General features: G+C 60.9%; 18 protein-coding genes and 1 riboswitch. Of the genes, 11 read left to right on the plus strand and 7 right to left on the minus strand.

The features are described 5' to 3' along the window. Positions 1-20: 20 nt before the first annotated feature. Complete coding sequence (locus AAAU26_RS12160; RefSeq protein WP_227618918.1) at positions 21-317, plus strand: hypothetical protein; 297 nt, start codon at positions 21-23, stop codon at positions 315-317. Between the two features lie 180 nt (positions 318-497). After that, a riboswitch (glycine riboswitch) is annotated at positions 498-590 on the plus strand. A 117-nt stretch (positions 591-707) separates the two neighbouring features. Further along, the gene (locus tag AAAU26_RS12165) at positions 708-2,225 is read left to right on the plus strand and encodes an alanine/glycine:cation symporter family protein (protein WP_217209789.1); all 1,518 of its coding nucleotides are present in this window, start codon (positions 708-710) and stop codon (positions 2,223-2,225) included. A 47-nt stretch (positions 2,226-2,272) separates the two neighbouring features. Here AAAU26_RS12165 and AAAU26_RS12170 read toward each other — a convergent pair whose 3' ends face one another. Continuing rightward, positions 2,273-3,520, minus strand: coding sequence for an aminoacetone oxidase family FAD-binding enzyme (locus tag AAAU26_RS12170; RefSeq protein ID WP_227618919.1), 1,248 nt, complete (start codon positions 3,518-3,520; stop codon positions 2,273-2,275). 149 nt (positions 3,521-3,669) lie between these two features. Between AAAU26_RS12170 and AAAU26_RS12175 the strand changes: the two genes are divergently transcribed. From AAAU26_RS12175 to dnaJ, 5 genes are all read left to right on the plus strand, one after another. Then, a complete protein-coding gene (locus AAAU26_RS12175; RefSeq protein WP_217209793.1) occupies positions 3,670-4,212 on the plus strand; it encodes a stage V sporulation T C-terminal domain-containing protein in 543 nt (180 codons plus the stop codon). Positions 4,213-4,401: 189 nt separating this feature from the next. Further along, on the plus strand, positions 4,402-5,475 hold the full coding sequence (gene hrcA / locus AAAU26_RS12180) for a heat-inducible transcriptional repressor HrcA (RefSeq protein ID WP_149793999.1): 1,074 nt from the start codon (positions 4,402-4,404) through the stop codon (positions 5,473-5,475). After that, positions 5,472-6,098 (plus strand): nucleotide exchange factor GrpE, encoded by a 627-nt coding sequence (locus tag AAAU26_RS12185; protein ID WP_149793998.1) that lies wholly within the window; start codon positions 5,472-5,474, stop codon positions 6,096-6,098. The genes hrcA and AAAU26_RS12185 overlap by 4 nt, the downstream gene beginning before the upstream one ends. 92 nt (positions 6,099-6,190) lie before the next feature. Beyond that, on the plus strand, positions 6,191-8,023 hold the full coding sequence (gene dnaK, locus AAAU26_RS12190) for a molecular chaperone DnaK (protein WP_158395384.1): 1,833 nt from the start codon (positions 6,191-6,193) through the stop codon (positions 8,021-8,023). A gap of 263 nt (positions 8,024-8,286) precedes the next feature. Then, a complete protein-coding gene (dnaJ, locus tag AAAU26_RS12195) occupies positions 8,287-9,468 on the plus strand; it encodes a molecular chaperone DnaJ (protein WP_217209795.1) in 1,182 nt (393 codons plus the stop codon). Positions 9,469-9,607: 139 nt separating this feature from the next. Here dnaJ and AAAU26_RS12200 read toward each other — a convergent pair whose 3' ends face one another. From AAAU26_RS12200 to AAAU26_RS12225, 6 genes are all read right to left on the minus strand, one after another. After that, on the minus strand, positions 9,608-9,934 hold the full coding sequence (locus AAAU26_RS12200; protein ID WP_149793994.1) for a hypothetical protein: 327 nt from the start codon (positions 9,932-9,934) through the stop codon (positions 9,608-9,610). A gap of 92 nt (positions 9,935-10,026) precedes the next feature. Beyond that, positions 10,027-10,359 carry a hypothetical protein gene (locus AAAU26_RS12205; RefSeq protein WP_227618920.1) on the minus strand — a complete coding sequence of 111 codons (333 nt, stop codon included), beginning with the start codon at positions 10,357-10,359 and terminating at the stop codon, positions 10,027-10,029. 200 nt (positions 10,360-10,559) lie between these two features. Beyond that, positions 10,560-11,732 carry a DHHW family protein gene (locus AAAU26_RS12210; protein ID WP_227618921.1) on the minus strand — a complete coding sequence of 391 codons (1,173 nt, stop codon included), beginning with the start codon at positions 11,730-11,732 and terminating at the stop codon, positions 10,560-10,562. Positions 11,733-11,747: 15 nt separating this feature from the next. Further along, positions 11,748-13,166 carry an MBOAT family O-acyltransferase gene (locus AAAU26_RS12215; RefSeq protein WP_217209805.1) on the minus strand — a complete coding sequence of 473 codons (1,419 nt, stop codon included), beginning with the start codon at positions 13,164-13,166 and terminating at the stop codon, positions 11,748-11,750. Positions 13,167-13,244: 78 nt separating this feature from the next. Continuing rightward, complete coding sequence (locus tag AAAU26_RS12220; RefSeq protein ID WP_227618922.1) at positions 13,245-13,817, minus strand: DUF4358 domain-containing protein; 573 nt, start codon at positions 13,815-13,817, stop codon at positions 13,245-13,247. Positions 13,818-13,961: 144 nt separating this feature from the next. Then, the gene (locus AAAU26_RS12225) at positions 13,962-14,852 is read right to left on the minus strand and encodes a M15 family metallopeptidase (protein WP_227618923.1); all 891 of its coding nucleotides are present in this window, start codon (positions 14,850-14,852) and stop codon (positions 13,962-13,964) included. 77 nt (positions 14,853-14,929) lie between these two features. On the opposite strand from AAAU26_RS12225, the gene AAAU26_RS12230 reads away from it, so the two are divergent. The 4 genes from AAAU26_RS12230 to AAAU26_RS12245 all read left to right on the plus strand — a co-directional run bounded on the left by AAAU26_RS12230 (position 14,930) and on the right by AAAU26_RS12245 (position 17,231). Further along, positions 14,930-15,367 carry a SpoVA/SpoVAEb family sporulation membrane protein gene (locus AAAU26_RS12230; protein WP_158400362.1) on the plus strand — a complete coding sequence of 146 codons (438 nt, stop codon included), beginning with the start codon at positions 14,930-14,932 and terminating at the stop codon, positions 15,365-15,367. A gap of 113 nt (positions 15,368-15,480) precedes the next feature. Continuing rightward, positions 15,481-16,506 (plus strand): stage V sporulation protein AD, encoded by a 1,026-nt coding sequence (locus AAAU26_RS12235; protein ID WP_227618924.1) that lies wholly within the window; start codon positions 15,481-15,483, stop codon positions 16,504-16,506. Further along, positions 16,503-16,859, plus strand: a complete 357-nt coding sequence (locus tag AAAU26_RS12240; protein WP_158390507.1) for a SpoVA/SpoVAEb family sporulation membrane protein — start codon at positions 16,503-16,505, stop codon at positions 16,857-16,859. Before AAAU26_RS12235 ends, AAAU26_RS12240 begins: the two co-directional genes overlap by 4 nt. A gap of 108 nt (positions 16,860-16,967) precedes the next feature. Beyond that, on the plus strand, positions 16,968-17,231 hold the full coding sequence (locus AAAU26_RS12245) for an intracellular growth attenuator family protein (RefSeq protein WP_158395367.1): 264 nt from the start codon (positions 16,968-16,970) through the stop codon (positions 17,229-17,231). Positions 17,232-17,368 lie beyond the last annotated feature (137 nt).

Raw genomic sequence — 17,368 nt, forward strand, 5'->3', positions numbered from 1 at the left:
CAGAAAAGGAGGGAAATGCTATGAAATTCGATGATACCCCCAGCAGGGAAGAGCGGGAGGACTTCTGGCTCGACCTCGGCCCGGCCAGTGCCTACGAGGGGCTGGACTGCTGTGAGACAGCCCGCCGCGACGGCGACGCCAGCCCGGACGGCCTTGCCCATGGTTTCGAAGGGGCCGAAAGCCCGAAAGACCTCGTGACCCCGCCCGACGACGACCCGGACAGCGAACCGGTGCCGCATCTGCCGCCCCAGCTGAAAGCGCTGGAGTGGCTGGACACGATGGGCAGCCCCGATGATGTACCGCCCATCGACCGATAAAGGACGAAAAAAGTCATACCATAACAAAATTCACTTTCTGGTATGAAAGATGAAACTCGGGAATAAAATGCGGTAAAAGGCTTGCCAAGAAGCCGGAAATGTGATAAAGTATTTCCATTGTGTACAGTTGTGCATGTGGTGAGAACCGAATCGCAAGATGTGCCGCCCGGTGAGCCGGGTGTGCCGCACTCTGGAGAAGCCTGCAGGAGGCGGGTGCCGAAGGTGTAAGGCCGTTTGGGCCGATCTCTCAGGCAAAAGGACAGAGCAAACGTCTTTTGCGCAGGAAAGGTGTCCTGTGCGGGGTCATACGCTGAGTTTTTTGCGGGCAGAGCCTTTGGAAAAGAGGTTCTGCCCGCATTTTTGTTTGGGATGATCAGAGGGGGATTTCATATGGTGGACATCGTTACGCGCGTCAACAATGTGGTCAACGGCTTCGTCTGGGGGCCGTTCGGTCTGGCACTGCTGCTCTGCACCGGCCTGTGGCTCAGCGTCCGCACCGGCTTTTTCCAGTTCCGGCGGATGGGCTACTGGCTCAAGCATACCATCGGTGCTATTTTTACCAATAAGGACGTCACCGCCCACACCAGCAAGGAAGACATGGCCATCAGCCAGTTCCAGAGCATGTGTACGGCGCTGGCGGGCACCATCGGCACCGGCAACATCGTGGGCGTGGCCACGGCCATCGTCTCCGGCGGCCCGGGTGCCATCTTCTGGATGTGGGTCATGGCCCTGCTGGGCATGATGACCAGCTTTGCAGAGAACGTGCTGGGCGTCTACTACCGCCGCAAGAACGAAAAAGGCGAGTGGAGCGGCGGCGCGATGTATTATCTGACCGACGGTCTGGGCGCAAAGCCCGGCTGTAGGGCGGTGGGCAAGGTGCTGGCTGTTCTGTTTGCCTGCTTCTGCATCCTCGCGTCTTTCGGTATCGGCAACATGAGCCAGATAAACTCCATCGCCGGCAACATGAACGCGGCTTTTCATGTGCCGTACCTCGCCACCGGCCTTGCGCTGATGGTGGTCACGGCCCTCATCGTCATCGGCGGACTCAAGCGGGTGGCCGCTGTCACGGAAAAGCTGGTGCCGCTGATGGCACTGTTCTATGTTGCAGGTGCGCTCATCATCGTGGTCATGCACGCGGGCAATATCCCGGCGGCACTGGCGGCGATCTTCAAGGGTGCATTCAACCTCAACGCTGTAGGCGGCGGCGCGCTGGGCTACGGCATCAGCCAGACCATCACCTGGGGCTTCAAGCGCGGCGCGTTCTCCAACGAAGCCGGCCTCGGTTCTGCGGTCATGGTCAACTCGGCCTCTAACGTCAAGGAGCCGGTGCATCAGGGCATGTGGGGCGTGTTTGAGGTCTTCGCCGATACCATCGTGGTCTGCACCCTGACGGCCCTCGTCATCCTGACCACCGGCGTGGTAGACCTCGAGAGCGGCGCTGTCCTCGCAGGCGTGCAGGACAATGCGCTGGTGGGCCAGGCGTTCACGGCGGCTTTCGGCAGTTTCGGCCCGAAGTTCATCGCCGTGTCCATCCTGCTGTTCGCCTACTCCACCACCCTCGGCTGGAGCCACTACGGCACCAAGGCCGTGGAGTATCTCTTCGGCACGGCGGGAAGCCGCATCTATAAGGTCGTCTTTGTCTGCATGACCGTTGTGGGCGCGACCATGAAGCTGGGCCTCGCGTGGGACCTCTCCGACACCTTCAACGGCCTGATGATGATACCGAACCTCATCGGCGTGCTGGCATTGTCCAGCACTGTGGTAGACATCACCAGGAACTACTTTGCCCGCCGCGTCCGGGGCGAGGACATCGAGCCCATGTGGTCGGCCTTTGAAGAGTATCAGAAGGAAGAAGAGGCCGAGGCTGCCGCCGAGGAGGCGGAGCTGGATAAGGCCGCAAACAAATAACACAAAAAGCAAGCCCCCGGAAGGCGACCTTCCGGGGGCTTGCTGGTTTACTTCTTCTTTTTGCGAAGCTTTGCCGCCGCCCGCCCGGCGATGATGCCGCTGCCGAAGGCCCAGTGGAGGTTGTAGCCGCCGCAGCTGCCGGCGCAGTCCAGCGTCTCGCCCACGAAGTAGAGTCCCGGACAACCCTTGAACTGGAAATCGTCCTCTACCTCGTCCAGAAGCAGGCCGCCGCCGGTGGTCTGAGCCTGCTTCCAGCCGCAGGGCGTCAAGCCCTCGAACCGCCAGCACTTGGCCGTGGCGGCGAGTTTCGGCCACGCGGAGGCGGGCAGGGCGCGGGCGTTTTCAGGTAAACCGGCATCGGACCAGAGCGCCCGGCCCAGCTTTGCGGGCAGCAAGCCCAGCCAGAACTCCGCCGCCTCGCTGCCCAATAGTCCGACCCGCTGGGCGAACAGCGCGGCCAGCTCGGTTTCACTCAGAGCAGGGAAGAGGTCGAGGGCCACGATAGGCCGCTTCGGCCCGCGCCCCGGGGCCAACAGACCCGAAAGCTGCATGATGCAGATGCCCGAAAGCCCGTACTCGGTGAACTGCACCTCGCCCGTTTCCCGGGCAAGCACGCGGCCATCTGCGCCGTCCAGCAGGCTGGCGCAGCCCTTGGCCCGGATGCCGGCCAGCGACTTGCGGGGATGAGCACACTGCAGGGCTGTCAGACAGGGATAGAGGGGGGCCATCCGTCCGCTGCACTGGGCGGCGAACCGGGTGCCGAAGCCATCGGTGCCGAACTGAGGGCCGGCATCACCGCCCATGGCGCAGATGACGGCGTCGGCCCGCAGGGTCTCGCGGCCTGCCTCTGTTTCGATTTGGACGGCATAGCCGCCCCGGCTCTGGCTCAGGTTCTGGACGGTGCAGCCGGTGCGCACCTCGACGCCCAGTCTCGACAGATGGTGCTCCAGCAGGGCCAGTACGTCCGCTGCCTGATTGGAATACGGGTACACCCGCCCGGCCTCGTCGGTGCGGGGGTAGAGGCCGAGGCTCTCGAACCACGCCAGCGGCGCAGCCTCGTCCACGGCGCTCAGCAGGCGGCGCAAGGCTTTGGGACTGCTGGTGAAATACCGCTCCGGCGTGATGTTCTGGTTGTCGAGATTGCAGCGCCCGTTGCCGGTGGCCAGAAGCTTTTTGCCCACCTTCGCGTTTTTGTCCAGCACGGTGATGTGTGCGCGGCCCTCTGCGGTCTGTGCTGCCGCCAGCGCAGCGGCCAGACCGGCTGCGCCGCCGCCCAAAATCAAAATCTGCTGCATCCTCTGCCCATCCTTTCTGTAGTAAATTTATTGTATCATAGCCGCCCCTGTTTGGCAAACACAGGACGGGCAGGTGTATATTTCCCTGCCGCTTCCACATAATAACTACACAGCATGGGAAAATGCAGAATGGGAAGGATGGTACACAGATGAAAGCAACCGGAATCGTCCGCCGCATCGATGAGCTGGGCCGGGTGGTCATCCCGAAGGAGATACGCCGCACCCAGCGTATCCGCCGCGGCGACCCCCTCGAGATCTTCACCACCGGCGACGGCGAGGTCATCTTTAAGAAGTATTCCCCGGTGGGGGAGCTGCACGGGGTGGCGGTGCAGTACGCCGAGGTGCTGAGCCGAAGCTTCGCCCTGACGGCCTTCGTGGCTGACCGTGACCGCATCCTCGCCGCAGCCGGGTCGGGGAGGCGCGACCTTGCCGACCGCAGCGTCAGCCAGCCGCTGGAAAAGGTGATGGAGTCCCGCAAGCCCTACCTCAGCGAGGGCGACCCCGAGCATGTCCTGCTGCCCTGCGAGGGTTCGCTGCGGCCATTGCTTTGCGCGTGGCCCATCATCGCGGCAGGGGATGTCACCGGGGCCGTGGGTCTGCTGGCCGAAGACCGCACCCAGCAGCCCGACCCTGCCCAGCAGAAGGCTGTGGCTGTGGCGGCAGCGTTCCTGGCAAAGCAGATGGAAGAGTGAACATTATTATAATAGAGGGAGCGTCTGCGTTTCTGGCAGGCGCTCCCTTTTTTGTTTATGACAGAATTATGAATCTTTATAAACTTTTTCGAGAAGCTATTGACAGGGAAAAATTTTTGGCTATAATGGTCTTAGCACTCAGGAAGATGGAGTGCTAAAGAAACGAAAGCCAAAAAGGAGGCAGGCGCTATGACGATGGATGCACGCAAGCAGCGAGTCTTGCAGGCGATCGTGGCGCTGTATGGCCTCGAGGGCGAGCCTGTGGGCAGCAGTGTGCTGGCAAACTATTTTGATATGGCCGTGTCCAGCGCCACGCTGCGCAACGAAATGGCGGCGCTGACCAAGCTGGGTCTGCTGGAGCAGCCCCACACCAGCGCGGGCCGTGTCCCCAGTGCCAAAGGCTACCGTTATTATCTCGACAATCTGCTGACGGACGACCAGCCGCTGGACCGCGTGACCCGCGCCCGCGTCGAAGCCGTTTTCGCCAGCCTCGACCATGAGCCGGAAAAGCTCGCACAGGGCGCTGCAAAGGCGCTGGCCGCCATCAGCGGCTGCACCGCAGCCGTCAGCACCCCCTGTGCCGAAGACCTCTGCGTCGCCCACTACGAAGTCGTTCAGGTGGGCCGCAGCGCGGCGGCTGTGCTGGCCGTCACGACGGCGGGCTACGTTCGCACCCGTGTGGCGCGGGTCCGCACAGGCCTCTCCCGCGAGAACGCCGCTGCGCTGGCCGCGCTGCTCAACCGCAACCTGACCTTCGTTGCGCCGGTGGACCTGTCCAACCGGCTGCTGGCAGAGCTGTGCAGCCAAATCGACCCGGAGCTGGTTCCGGTCATCAGCGCAGCCGCTGCGATTTTGCAGGATTCCGCACAGCCCCACGTATTTCTGGGCGGTGAGCAGTACCTGCTCAACTGGCCGCAGCTCGAAGGCAAGGTGGGCGACATCCTCACCCTGCTGAACGACGAAGAGCAGGCGGCCCACATCATCGCACCCCCGGCAGACCGCAGTGAGAGCGTGCTGCTGGGTGAGGATCTGGAACCTCAGATCCCCGGCTTGTGCATCGTCAGCGACCGCTACCTGGTAGGCGGCGGGCTGTGGGGTACGGTGGCCCTGATCGGGCCGACCCGGATGCCCTTCCAGAAGCTGATGCCGCTGCTCCACCTCTTCGCCGACGAGCTTGGCGAGGGCATGAGCGGTAAACGAAAAGACACCCCGCAGATGGCCGCACCCCGGCGGACTGTGATATATAAGGAGGATCTGGAATGAGCGAAGAGACCAAAAAGACGGCAGAAGCTCCCGAGCAGGAAGCAAAGGAGACCGAAGCCGCACCTCAGGAAGCGCCCGAGACCGCCGCAGCCCCCGAGAAGGAGGCCGAGGCAGAACCCGCAGACGCCAAGAAGAAAGATGGCTGGTTCAATAAGAAGGCACGCGAGATGGACGCCGTAAAGGCAAAGCTCGACGCAGCCGAGAAGAACGCCGCACAGGCCAAAGACCAGCTGCTCCGGATGGCAGCGGAGTACGAGAACTACCGCAAGCGCTCCACCCGCGAGGCTGACCAGAAGTTCAACGATGGCGTGTCCTTCGCCGTGAACCAGATCATCCCCATCCTGGACACGCTGGAAATGGCAGCCAACGCCCCCACCACCGACGAGAACTACAAAAAGGGCGTGACTATGACGCTGGACAAAGCCGCCAAGGCACTGGATGCCCTCCATGTGGAGGAGATCGAGGCGCTGGGCAAGCCTTTTGACCCCAACTTCATGAACGCCGTCCAGCAGATCCCCGCCCCGGACGGGCAGGAGAGCGGCACCGTCATCACGGTGTACCAGAAAGGCTACAAGCTGGGCGACAAGATCGTCCGCCACGCGACCGTCGTGGTGGCCGAGTAGATCCGCAAAGACCCGCAGGGGTTTTGAATATAGACATCCGCTTCACATCTAAGCATGAGATAAACAAGTTCTTTTGAGAGGAGACTTCATTTATGAGCAAAATCATTGGTATTGACCTTGGTACTACGAATAGCTGCGTGGCTGTCATGGAGGGCGGCGAGCCCGTCGTCATCGCAAACTCCGAGGGCGCCCGCACCACCCCGTCTGTTGTTGGCTTCACCAAGACCGGTGACCGTCTGGTCGGTCAGGTCGCAAAGCGTCAGGCCATCACCAACCCCGAGAACACCGTTTCTTCCATCAAGCGTCAGATGGGTACCGACCACAAGGTGACCCTGAACGGCAAGGAGTACACTCCCCAGCAGGTCAGCGCTATGATCCTGCAGAAGCTGAAGGCTGATGCGGAGGCTTATCTGGGCGAGCCTGTCACCGAGGCCGTCATCACCGTTCCTGCTTACTTCAACGACAGCCAGCGTCAGGCTACTAAGGACGCTGGCACCATCGCCGGCCTGAACGTCAAGCGTATCATCAACGAGCCTACTGCCGCTTCTCTGGCATACGGCATCGATAAGGAAGATGACCAGAAGATCATGGTCTACGACCTGGGCGGCGGCACCTTCGATGTCTCCATCATTGAGATGGGCGACGGCGTCACCGAAGTTCTGGCCACCAACGGCGACACCCATCTGGGCGGCGACGACTTCGACCAGCGCATCATCGACTGGATGGCAGACGCTTTCCAGACCGAGAACGGCATCGACCTGCGCAAGGATAAGATGGCCGCTCAGCGCCTGAAGGAAGCTGCCGAGAAGGCAAAGATCGAGCTGTCCAGCGCTATGAGCAGCCAGATCAACCTGCCCTTCATCACTGCTGACGCTACCGGCCCCAAGCATCTGGATATGACCCTGACCCGTGCAAAGTTCAACGAGCTGACCGCAGATCTGGTCGACCGCACCATGACCCCTGTCCGCAAGGCTCTGCAGGATGCCGGCCTGCGCGCATCTGATCTGAAGAAGGTCCTGATGGTCGGTGGTTCCACCCGTATCCCCGCTGTCTACGATGCAGTCAAGAAAGAGCTGAACTGCGAGCCCTTCAAGGGCATCAACCCCGATGAGTGCGTGGCTGTCGGTGCTGCTATCCAGGGCGGCGTCCTGCAGGGCGACGTCAAGGGTCTGCTGCTGCTGGATGTCACCCCGCTGAGCCTCGGCATTGAGACTCTGGGCGGCGTCTGCACCAAGATCATTGAGCGCAACACCACCATTCCTACCCACAAGAGCCAGGTCTTCTCCACTGCTGCGGATAACCAGCCCTCTGTTGAGATCAATGTCCTGCAGGGCGAGCGTGAGTTTGCCCGCGACAACAAGAGCCTCGGCGTCTTCCATCTGGACGGCATCGCTCCGGCTCCCCGTGGTGTGCCTCAGATCGAAGTTACCTTCGATATTGATGCAAACGGCATCGTGAAGGTCAGCGCGAAGGACCTGGGTACCGGCAAGGAGCAGAACATCACCATCACCGCTTCCACCAACATGTCCAAGGACGACATCGACAAGGCTGTGAAGGAAGCTGAGCAGTTTGCTGCCGACGATAAGAAGAAGCGCGAGGAAGTGGACATCCGCAACGGCGCCGACCAGATGGTCTTCCAGACTGAGAAGATGCTGAAGGAGAACGGCGACAAGATGCCCGCCGACGTCAAGAGCGAGGCTGAGGCAAAGCTGGCCGACCTGAAGACCGCTGTCCAGTCCGGCTCCATCGACGACATCAAGGCAAAGCAGGATGCTCTGAGCCACGTCTTCGAGAAGATGTATCAGGCTGCCGCTGCTGCCCAGCAGCAGGCCGCAGGCGCACAGCCCGGCCCCGATGCTGGCGCAAACGGCCAGCAGAAGCCCAACGATGACGGCGTTGTGGACGCAGACTTCAAGGAAGTCTGATTTGAGACACAGCAGTGCGTATCCGGCCAAACCGGCGGGTATGCGCGTAGAATAGCAAAAGCCGCTCCGGTTTTGCCGGGGCGGCTCTTGCTGGTTATAGAGAAAACCTCTCAGTCTCGCTGACGCTCGCCAGCTCCCCTAATAGGGGAGCCATTGGCAGGCCGGTCAGGCTTGTACAGATCTGCTTGAGGCTGTCTGTACTGGAAGCGGCAGTGCGCTGCTATATAGGGGAGGTTGCTGCTTATACGAGAGGTGATTGGATTATGGCACAGGAGAAACGTGATTACTACGAAGTGCTGGGTGTATCCAAGACGGCTACCGACGCGGAGATCAAAAAGGCTTACCGCAAGCTGGCCATGAAGTACCACCCGGACTATAACCCCGGCGACAAGGAAGCCGAGGAAAAGTTCAAGGAGATCAACGAGGCAAACGAGGTGCTTTCGGACCCGAAGAAGCGCCAGCTCTACGACCAGTACGGCTTTGCCGGTGTTGACCCCAACTACGCCGCCCAGAACGGCGGCGGCCCCGGCGGCTTTGGAGGTTTCAGCGGTTTTGGCGGCGACGGTGTTGACCTTGGCGATATTTTTGGCGACATCTTTGGCGGCGGCTTCGGCGGTTTTGGCGGCTCGAGCCGTTCGGCGAATCCCAACGCCCCCCGCAAGGGTCAGGACATCCGGGTGCGCATCACCCTGACGTTTGACGAGGCGGTGCATGGCTGCAAGAAGAACATCACCATCACCCGTCAGCAGGAGTGTACCGAGTGCCACGGCAGCGGCTGCGCCGCCGGTTCCAGCCCGGAGACCTGCCCTGACTGCGGCGGCAGAGGCTTTGTCATTCGTCAGCAGCGTACGCCCTTCGGCGTCATGCAGACCCAGCAGCCCTGCTCCCGCTGCGGCGGCAAGGGCAAGCTCATCAAGAACCCCTGCAAGAGCTGCCACGGCAGCGGCACCATTGCGGTCAAGAAGACTCTGGAGGCCAATGTCCCTGCGGGCATCGACGACGATCAGGGCTTCCGCCTCTCGGGCATGGGCAATGCCGGCACCAACGGCGGCCCCGCAGGTGACGTCATCGTGGCAGTGACTGTCCAGCCCAGCGAGGTGTTCCAGCGCGACGAGAACAACATCTACGTCGTCTTCCCCATCACCTACAGTCAGGCTGTCCTGGGCGATACCATCACAGTGCCTTCCATCGACGGCAAGGTCGAGGTCAATGTGCCGGAAGGCACCCAGAGCGGCACCACCTTCCGCCTGCGCGGCAAGGGCGTCCAGTATGTGAATGGCAGAGGCCGCGGTGATATGTACGTCAAGTGCGAGGTCGAGATCCCCAAGAAGCTCAGCCGCACCCAGCGTGAGGCCCTGAAGAAGTTCGAGGGTACCCTGAAAGAGGATAACTACGAAAAGCGCAAGGGCTTCTTCAAAAAGCTGAAGGATATGTTCAATAACTAAATCAACACGTCCATAAACAGGCAGAGGCATCCGGTTCGGGTGCCTCTGCTTTTTGTATGGACAGATAAAAAGAGGGCGGCGGCCCTTCCCTTGCGGGAAGAGCCGCCGCCTTTGTTGTTCTTTGGAGTCTCCTGATTTATTAAAGCAGGATAAGAGCTGCGTTAATCACAAGGCCAATTCCGGTAGCGGAGGTGCCCAGAACCCAACTGGCACACGCAAGGTCATAGAGGAAATTAGATACACTCTTCCCCATATCATTTGCGAAATAGTCCAGACCATCCTGAGTCCAAGTATTAGGGTTCTTCTTGCGGTAATCACGGATAGCCGTGACGCCTGCAAGCCATGCATAAGGAGGGAAGACCCATGCAGCGATAGCCTGAATAGCACTGGCACCACCGGTGGTATAGGTCATTTCCTCTTCGTTCATCACGCAGTAGGAAGCGGGCAGCATCATGATGTTTTCCATAATAGTACTCCTTTACGAACAATATCCCAAAACAGCGCGGTGTGCGCCGGTTTGACGAAAGATAGAAGTTCCCGAAAAGCCGCAGGGGAAACTTACAGGATGAGCAGCAGCGCGCTCAGGGGAGCGAGAGCCACCACCGTACCGGTAGAAACAACGTCACGCAGGAAGTTGGAAGGCGATTTGGACATATCGTCGCTGATGGTGTCCATTGCACGGCCCATAACGGTGAGAGGATTGCCCCTGCGGTTGCTGTCAACGCTCAGCCAATCTCTGGCCTGCGAGATGCCCCAGACATAGCTGGATGCCAGAACGGCCACGCCCACGATGGTGACGACGCCGCCAACAGCGCTGCCGCCGGTGGTGTAGGTCATCTCATCGTCAGAAAGCACTGCGTAATCAGCAGGCAATTCCATATATTTCTTCATAAAGAATCACTCCTTCATATCAGCAGGCGGCGCACCGCGCTGCAAAAATCCCTCTTGCAGAGCAAACATCTCTGACAGCATCATTCTACTACAACGCTGGATTTTGTGCAAGGGTTTTGGACAGAAACCACAAAAACCCGGGAAAATGCATGAAAAATACCTCGGAAGTTTGTGGAAAAATACTGCAATAATTCCCGGTATCAGCCCGCTACGCCGGCCCGGTAGAGATAGGGGTCGCTCTTGAAACTGTCGAAACTGTAAAGCACGAGGAGCTGGTCATAATCGTTGTCCGCGATGAGCTTGTCCAGCCCGTAGTTGTAGTTGCGGAAATCCACCACGTCGATGTCGGCGTAGTTGGCCGTCAGATAAGGCACGAAGCAGTTGGCGTAACTGTCCTTGATGACGAGAACGCGCCCGGTGCCGTCGCCCTTGATGCGGCTCAGGCCGTTGTTGCCGTGGAGGAACATGGCATACTTGTCGTAAACGTCCAGCTTGGCCGTGTCGTAAAGGCCGGTCGTCTCGCCGTCGGCGGGCTGGCCGGGGCCGCTGACCGAGTAGATGGTCAGTTCGTTCGGCAGGTCATAATAAGTGATGGTGTCCGGTTCTGCGTCCGGCGTCCGCGCCTTGGAGTAGTGGGTGCCGTAGAAGCCGTCTGCCGTCAGCACGGTGTGGGCCGAGGGATCAAAGGGCGTAAGGCCCAGGGTGTCGCAGAGCAGCTTGTAGGCGTAGTAAGCGCCGGCGCTCGTCCAGTGGTGGTCGGTGCGGTAGTAGATATATTCGTCCTTGTGCGCGGTGAGGGTCTGCCGCACGTCCACAAAGCGGCCTCCGGCGGCCTGTACGGCATCGGAAAGCGAGTCGAGATAACTGTCCTCGTCCAGCAGCGGAGCGCCCGCAGGGACGTTTTCCGGGTAGATAGCGGACGCCGCAGGCACCAGCATCACGTTGACCTTGCCCGGGTACCGCTGACAGAGCGCTTCCAGCGCGGCAGTGTTCTTGGGCAGGGTGCGCGTCTCGCTGGAAACGAGGCCGTAGGTGCGGGGGAACATCATCTGCTGTTTGCCCAGCAGGATGCCGCCGCTCTGCTCCTTCTGCATCACCTTCGTTTCCACGGTGCTCTGCAGGGCGACCCAGTTGTCACGGCCCACCACCTGGTCTTTGACGTATTTCGTGTAGGCCGTGAAGAACTTGTTCAGCCCATCAGCCGAGACGCTGGACAGGCTGGGCCGCTGGGAGAGGGTGGTGTTTTCCAGTTCACTGTAGGCCCGGTCCGGCGTGACAAGGTCCAGCACGAACAGCCCGGCAAAAAACAGGGTGAATGCGATAAGGACCGGATAGCGGAAAATCGAAGCGGAGCGCTTTGAATGTTTGTCCATCGTTCACGCCTCCTCTTAAAAGTTGAAATACAGGAACGGGCTGTTGGTGCTGCCCACGACGTAAGCCATCGAGACCGTCAACAGCACCAGAATGGTCAGCGCCTTGGTGATGACATTGCGGGAAAGCAGCTTCCATAGCTTTTCGATGAGCGGGGTGCAGCAGACGACGGAGACCGCCAGCAGTACGCCGTAGTTGCGCAGGAAGTAAAGGGGCATCACGCCGCCGGAAGGGATGAAAAGCTTGCGGAACAGCAGGCCGAACTCCACGCCTGCGTCGTTGCCCACGAACATGGCCCAGCCCACGACCACGAGGAAGAGGGTGTAGATATGGGGCCAGACCCTGCCCTTTTTGAGGTAGGGCAGGAGGAAGAGCTTTTCCAGAGCCAGCAGCACAAAATAGTACAGGCCCCAGCAGATGAAGTTCCAGTTCGCGCCGTGCCAGATGCCGGTGAGCAGTTCGACGACGAACAGGTTGAAGATCTGTCGCTTGAGGCCCTTGCGGTTGCCGCCGAGGGGGATATACACATACTCCCGGAACCAGCCGGACAGCGTCATGTGCCAGCGCCGCCAGAACTCGGTGATGGACGCGGAGATATAGGGGTAGTTGAAGTTCTGGGGGAAGTCGAAGCCCAGCATCTTGCCCATGCCGATGCCCATCAGGGAGTAGCCGGAAAAGTCGAAATAGAGCTGGAGCGAGTAGGCGATGACGCCCAGCCAGACCAGCGGGGTCGAGGCGTTGGCGAGGCCCACGAAGGAGACGGAGGGGCTGTCCGCTACGCCGATGATGTCCGTCCAGAGCGCACCGATGGCGTCGGCCAGCAGGACTTTCTTTGCCAGGCCGAAAGTGAACAGGGTCATGCCGTCCTCGATCTGCTTGAGCTCATAGCGGCCTTTGTAGACATGGAGACGGTCGGAGACATCCCGGTACTTGACGATGGGGCCGGCGATGAGCTGGGGGAACATGACGACGTAAGCACCAAAATCAATGATGTTATGCTCCGTTTCCACATCCCGGCGGTAGACGTCGATGGTGTAGGAAAGTGTCTGGAAGGTATAGAAGCTGATGCCCAGCGGCAGTACGCTGATGCCCTGAATGGGCGCAAAACCGGTGCCGAAGATGGCATTGATGCTGCTGAGCACGAAATTTGCATACTTGAAGTAGAAGAGCATCCCGAGACTGCCCGCCAGCGCGATGAGCAGCAGGATGAGACGGGCGGTCTTGTTCTGCTCGAAGCGCTCAAGCCCCAGGCCGCAGAGGTAGTTGATGAGGATGAGCGCCAGCATGACAGGGAAAAAACGCACCTCGCCCCAGCAGTAGAACACGAGGCTGCACAGGAACAGAACGGTATTTTTGAGTTTCGGGGGTGCGAGATAGTACAGCGCCAGTGTGATGGGCAGAAAGCGCAGCAGAAAGATGATGGTGCTGAAGACCACGGCGTCAGCCTCCTTTTAACATTGTGATAAAGCTGAAAAAGGCCGATGCCGCCACGGCACCGGCCCGAGAGAGTCTGTTTATTTGCCCAGAACGTCCTTTACGGCGCTGGTCAAATCAGAAGAGCAGTCGTTGGAAGCAATGACCATCACTACGAGGTCGTCGCCGCCGTCGATGATGGCGTTCTCCACGTTGGACTGTGCCTGTGCAAACTCAGCATAGTTGCCGTAGAAAGCCACCTGGTCCTGCTGGTAGGTCTTGAGGGTGTCCATGACGTCCTGTGCCTTGCCAGCGGCGGGCTGGATGGCCAGCACCAGACCGGCGTCGCCGTTGTCGTTGCTCTTGAGGCCCTTGTAGCTGGTCACATCGTCGGCTTTCAGGCCAAAGTCGTACTCGATGTTCATGGCCGTTATCTCAAACTGGTTGGAGATGGGGTCAGCCTCGAGCAGGGCGTCCACGGCAGAGGCCACGGCGTCGGAAGCGCCGTTCTCCTCGGCGGAGACGGAAGCAGCAGGCTCAGAGGCGCTCTGGCTGGCAGCCCCGGAGGAGGCCGAAGAGGATGCAGAGGAAGCAGAGCCGCCGCAGCCTGCCAGCAGGACACAGCCCGCAGCCAGCGCAGCAGCAGAAAGGACGAGTTTCAGACGAATATTCATAAAAGATTTCCCTCTTTTGTCGTTAAAATTCTGAGGCCTGGCCGCCCCGAAAACTGTCGGCCCAAAACCCCAAGATAGTCTACCATATCGACGGCAGAATTGCAAACGAAGCGTGAAATTTTAACTTTTTCTTCACCGGTGGATTCAGCCCTCGGCGGCGATGCTCTGCAGAGTCTCGATATACTCCTCAAAGCACAGGCCGCTGGCGTTGATCTTAGCGGCGTTCTCCACGCCCACGTACCGCCAGTGCCAGGGCTCGTAGATGATCTCCGTTTTGTCCTCGGCGTCCTTGGGGTAGCGGAGGATGAAGCCGTAGTCGCCCGCGTGTTCACAGAGCCAGCGGAAGGCGGCGGTCTTCTCGAAGCCCTCGTCCAGACCGGTGTGCTCCGGGCTGTTCAGGTCGGCGGCGAGGCCGCAGTTGTGCTCGGAGTATCCCGGAGGGTTGACGACGGCAGCGGCCTTTTCCTTGGCAGTGGCGTTGTCGTAGCCCTTGTCGAGGTAGTATTTGGTCTTCCGCTCGTAGAGGCTGGTCTGGTACTTGACGCTGCGGTAGCCGCTCTGCATCCAGACGGTCACGCCGTCGGCGGCAGCGGCTTTCTGCATCTCAAGGAAGGCATCGCAGGCCACGGTCTGCAGCGTCTTGTTGACGGCGGTGGCAGAGCCGCACTCCTTAGTATCGAAAGTATAGTCGTCCGGCATCTTGCTGGTGTGGTTCACCAGCACCATCAGCGGGTCGGCCAGCATGGCGCGGGCCTCGTCGGCGGTGAGGCCAAGGGCGTTGGCAGGCGCAGCGGTGTTCTCGGCAGAGCTCACAGTGGAATCGGCGATGCTCTGGGCCGGCATGGAGATGGCGGACGCCGCCGAAGCGCTGGGGACGACGGCATGACGGGTGAGCAGGAAGGAGACGCCGCCTACGGCGACGCAGAGCATCACGGTAAGGCCGGCCACCCGGCGGATGGCACGGCTGCGTCTGCGGCGGCGCACCTCGGCGCGGGTGAGGCGCCGGCGGTGAGGATGAGGAGCAGAGGGATTCATAATGGACCTTCTTTCTTGTTGAGGGTGTGTATATTTTTGCACACGGGCGGACATCCTATTCCCGGGAGGCGAACAGGATGAAAATGTCGGCTGAGGAATACGGGCGCAGGGTGCGCCGGGTCGGCCCGCCCTCGCCGCTGGGCAGGGACTGCCTCTGGGCGTTTGGCGTGGGCGGCGGCATCTGCCTGCTGGGCGAGGTTCTGCGCGGGTGGTATCTGACCATGGGGCTCGACAAAGAGCTGGCCGGGACGCTCACCAGCTGCACGCTGGTGGCGCTGTCGGCATTGCTGACGACGCTGGGCCTCTACCAGAAGCTGGCCGCGAAAGCGGGCGCAGGCACCCTCGTACCCATCACGGGCTTTGCCAATGCGGTGGTCAGTGCGGCCATCGAGTTCAAGACCGAGGGCCGTGTGCTGGGGACCGGCGCGAAGATGTTCATCATCGCCGGGCCGGTCATCGTATACGGTACGCTGGCGGCGGTTCTCTACGGCAGCGTCTACTGGCTGCTGCAGTAAAAGTTCCCCTGCCAAGGATACGCATAAGGAAGTGCGGAAATTGCACTTTCACACTAAAATTCAGTATACCACAAAAAACAGATAAAATCAGCCCCATAAAGGAGGAAACTGTGATGGCTGCACGACGCGGAGACACTCTTTTGTTCCCGACGCCGCCCGTCGTGGCGGCTCATGCGGCCATCGGCGGCAAAAAGGAGGGCGAAGGCCCCCTTGCCGCCTGTTTCGACGAGCTGAGCGCCGACAACTTTTTCGGCCAGTCCAACTGGGAGGCCGCCGAGAAAGAAATGGCCCTGCGGGCGGCGCGGCTCTGCCTCAAAAAGGCTGAGACGACGCCGGATAAAGTCAGCCTCGCGCTGGCGGGCGACTTACAGGCCCAGTGTACCGCGTCCAGCTACGCCCTGCGGGAGCTGGGCATCCCCTTTGTCGGCCTCTTCGGGGCCTGCAGCACGATGGCCGAAGCGCTGGGCCTCGGCGCGGCGCTGTGCAGTGCAGGCATGGCCGACGGCCTGCTGGCGATGACGTCCAGCCATTTCTGCGCGGCAGAGCGTCAGTTCCGCACGCCGCTGAGCTACGGCGCTGTCCGGACGCCCACCGCCCAGTGGACGGCTACGGCGGCGGGTGCCTGCCTGCTGCGGCCCGCCGGTGAGGGGGTGCAGCTCTGCGCCGCCACCTTCGGACGGGTGCAGGACTATAAAATAAAAGACATCAACAACATGGGTGCGGCCATGGCCCCCGCTGCCGCCGCAACTCTTTTGCACTATCTGAAGGACACCGGCAGCGCCCCGGCGGACTTCGACCGCATCTACACCGGCGACCTCGGCCATGTGGGCAGCCAGCTCCTGCGCGACCTGCTGGCGGCAGAAGGTCTTCTGCTCAAGAACCATGTGGACTGCGGCTGCATCCTCTACGATGCCGCCGAGCAGACAGTGAAGAGCGGCGGCTCCGGCCCGGGCTGCTGCGCCTCCGTCCTCTGCGGGCATATCCTGCCGCGCCTCGAGAAGGGAACGCAGAAGCGGGTGCTCTTTATCGCCACCGGCGCGCTGATGAGCCAGACGACCTTTTTGCAGAAGGAGAGCATCCCGGCCATCGCCCATCTCGTGGAGCTGCGCAGCCCGCAGCAGAAGGAGGAAAACGGATGAATTACTTCTGGGCCTTCGTGGTGGGCGGCGGCATCTGCGTCATCGGCCAGCTGCTCATCGACCTCACCGGTTTGACCCCGGCCCGCATCCTGACGGGCTATGTGGTGGCAGGCGTCATTCTCTCGGCGGTGGGGTGGTATGCGCCGCTGGCGGAGTTCGCGGGCTGCGGGGCCACCGTGCCGCTGCTGGGCTTCGGCCATCTGCTGGCGAAAGGCGTGCGGACGGCCATCGAAGAGGAAGGGGCCATCGGCATCCTCACCGGCGGGCTGACTGCCGCTGCGGCAGGTATTACCACCAGCCTTGTGTGCGGAGTCGTCTGCTCGTGGGTGGGGAAGAGTCATGACCAGAATTAGAAAAACATCCCGGCTCAAACCGGGATGTTTTTGTGTGTAAGGCGGGCCGTTTCGCCTCGTTTTTCGCCCGGAGAGCGTTATATTGGGGCCAGAAGGAGGCGAAAAGCCATGCGACAGGAAACACAATGGACGACGATCTTCTGGGAGGGCTGGACGGCGCTGGCGCTCTGCGCAGCGGCGGTGTTCTGGCCCGGCAGTGCGGCGCTGGGCTATCCGGCTGTGCTCTGGCCGGGGCTGGCCCTTGCGGCGGCGGTCCCCGTCCTCTGGGCCGGGTGGTGGCTCTGGGCGGAGAAGGCTCCGCCGCTGCCAGAGGAGGAGCTGATGGCGAAACCGGGGAGGATACATATTGTTACTGAGGAGGCTCTTCTGTGATGATGGGAGAGCGTTTTCTCGCGCCTGTGGCGCGGAGTCAGAGCGCTTTTGCATTGGGGCTAAGTTCTCTTTTGCGCACCAAAAGAGAACCAGAAAAGTGCCCGCTACTTTCGAGGCGCGGGAGGCACGAACTAGGG

The organism is Faecalibacterium longum (genome assembly GCF_040094125.1).
Taxonomy (GTDB): Bacteria; Bacillota; Clostridia; order Oscillospirales; family Ruminococcaceae; genus Faecalibacterium; species Faecalibacterium longum.

Excerpts from the sequence above, each read along its gene's own strand:
- AAAU26_RS12160 (WP_227618918.1), top strand. The coding sequence starts at position 21 with ATGAAATTCGATGATACCCCCAGCAGGGAAGAGCGGGAGGACTTCTGG.
- AAAU26_RS12165 (WP_217209789.1), top strand. The coding sequence starts at position 708 with ATGGTGGACATCGTTACGCGCGTCAACAATGTGGTCAACGGCTTCGTC.
- AAAU26_RS12170 (WP_227618919.1), bottom strand. The coding sequence starts at position 3,520 with ATGCAGCAGATTTTGATTTTGGGCGGCGGCGCAGCCGGTCTGGCCGCT.
- AAAU26_RS12175 (WP_217209793.1), top strand. The coding sequence starts at position 3,670 with ATGAAAGCAACCGGAATCGTCCGCCGCATCGATGAGCTGGGCCGGGTG.
- hrcA (WP_149793999.1), top strand. The coding sequence starts at position 4,402 with ATGACGATGGATGCACGCAAGCAGCGAGTCTTGCAGGCGATCGTGGCG.
- AAAU26_RS12185 (WP_149793998.1), top strand. The coding sequence starts at position 5,472 with ATGAGCGAAGAGACCAAAAAGACGGCAGAAGCTCCCGAGCAGGAAGCA.
- dnaK (WP_158395384.1), top strand. The coding sequence starts at position 6,191 with ATGAGCAAAATCATTGGTATTGACCTTGGTACTACGAATAGCTGCGTG.
- dnaJ (WP_217209795.1), top strand. The coding sequence starts at position 8,287 with ATGGCACAGGAGAAACGTGATTACTACGAAGTGCTGGGTGTATCCAAG.
- AAAU26_RS12200 (WP_149793994.1), bottom strand. The coding sequence starts at position 9,934 with ATGGAAAACATCATGATGCTGCCCGCTTCCTACTGCGTGATGAACGAA.
- AAAU26_RS12205 (WP_227618920.1), bottom strand. The coding sequence starts at position 10,359 with ATGAAGAAATATATGGAATTGCCTGCTGATTACGCAGTGCTTTCTGAC.
- AAAU26_RS12210 (WP_227618921.1), bottom strand. The coding sequence starts at position 11,732 with ATGGACAAACATTCAAAGCGCTCCGCTTCGATTTTCCGCTATCCGGTC.
- AAAU26_RS12220 (WP_227618922.1), bottom strand. The coding sequence starts at position 13,817 with ATGAATATTCGTCTGAAACTCGTCCTTTCTGCTGCTGCGCTGGCTGCG.
- AAAU26_RS12225 (WP_227618923.1), bottom strand. The coding sequence starts at position 14,852 with ATGAATCCCTCTGCTCCTCATCCTCACCGCCGGCGCCTCACCCGCGCC.
- AAAU26_RS12230 (WP_158400362.1), top strand. The coding sequence starts at position 14,930 with ATGAAAATGTCGGCTGAGGAATACGGGCGCAGGGTGCGCCGGGTCGGC.
- AAAU26_RS12235 (WP_227618924.1), top strand. The coding sequence starts at position 15,481 with ATGGCTGCACGACGCGGAGACACTCTTTTGTTCCCGACGCCGCCCGTC.
- AAAU26_RS12240 (WP_158390507.1), top strand. The coding sequence starts at position 16,503 with ATGAATTACTTCTGGGCCTTCGTGGTGGGCGGCGGCATCTGCGTCATC.
- AAAU26_RS12245 (WP_158395367.1), top strand. The coding sequence starts at position 16,968 with ATGCGACAGGAAACACAATGGACGACGATCTTCTGGGAGGGCTGGACG.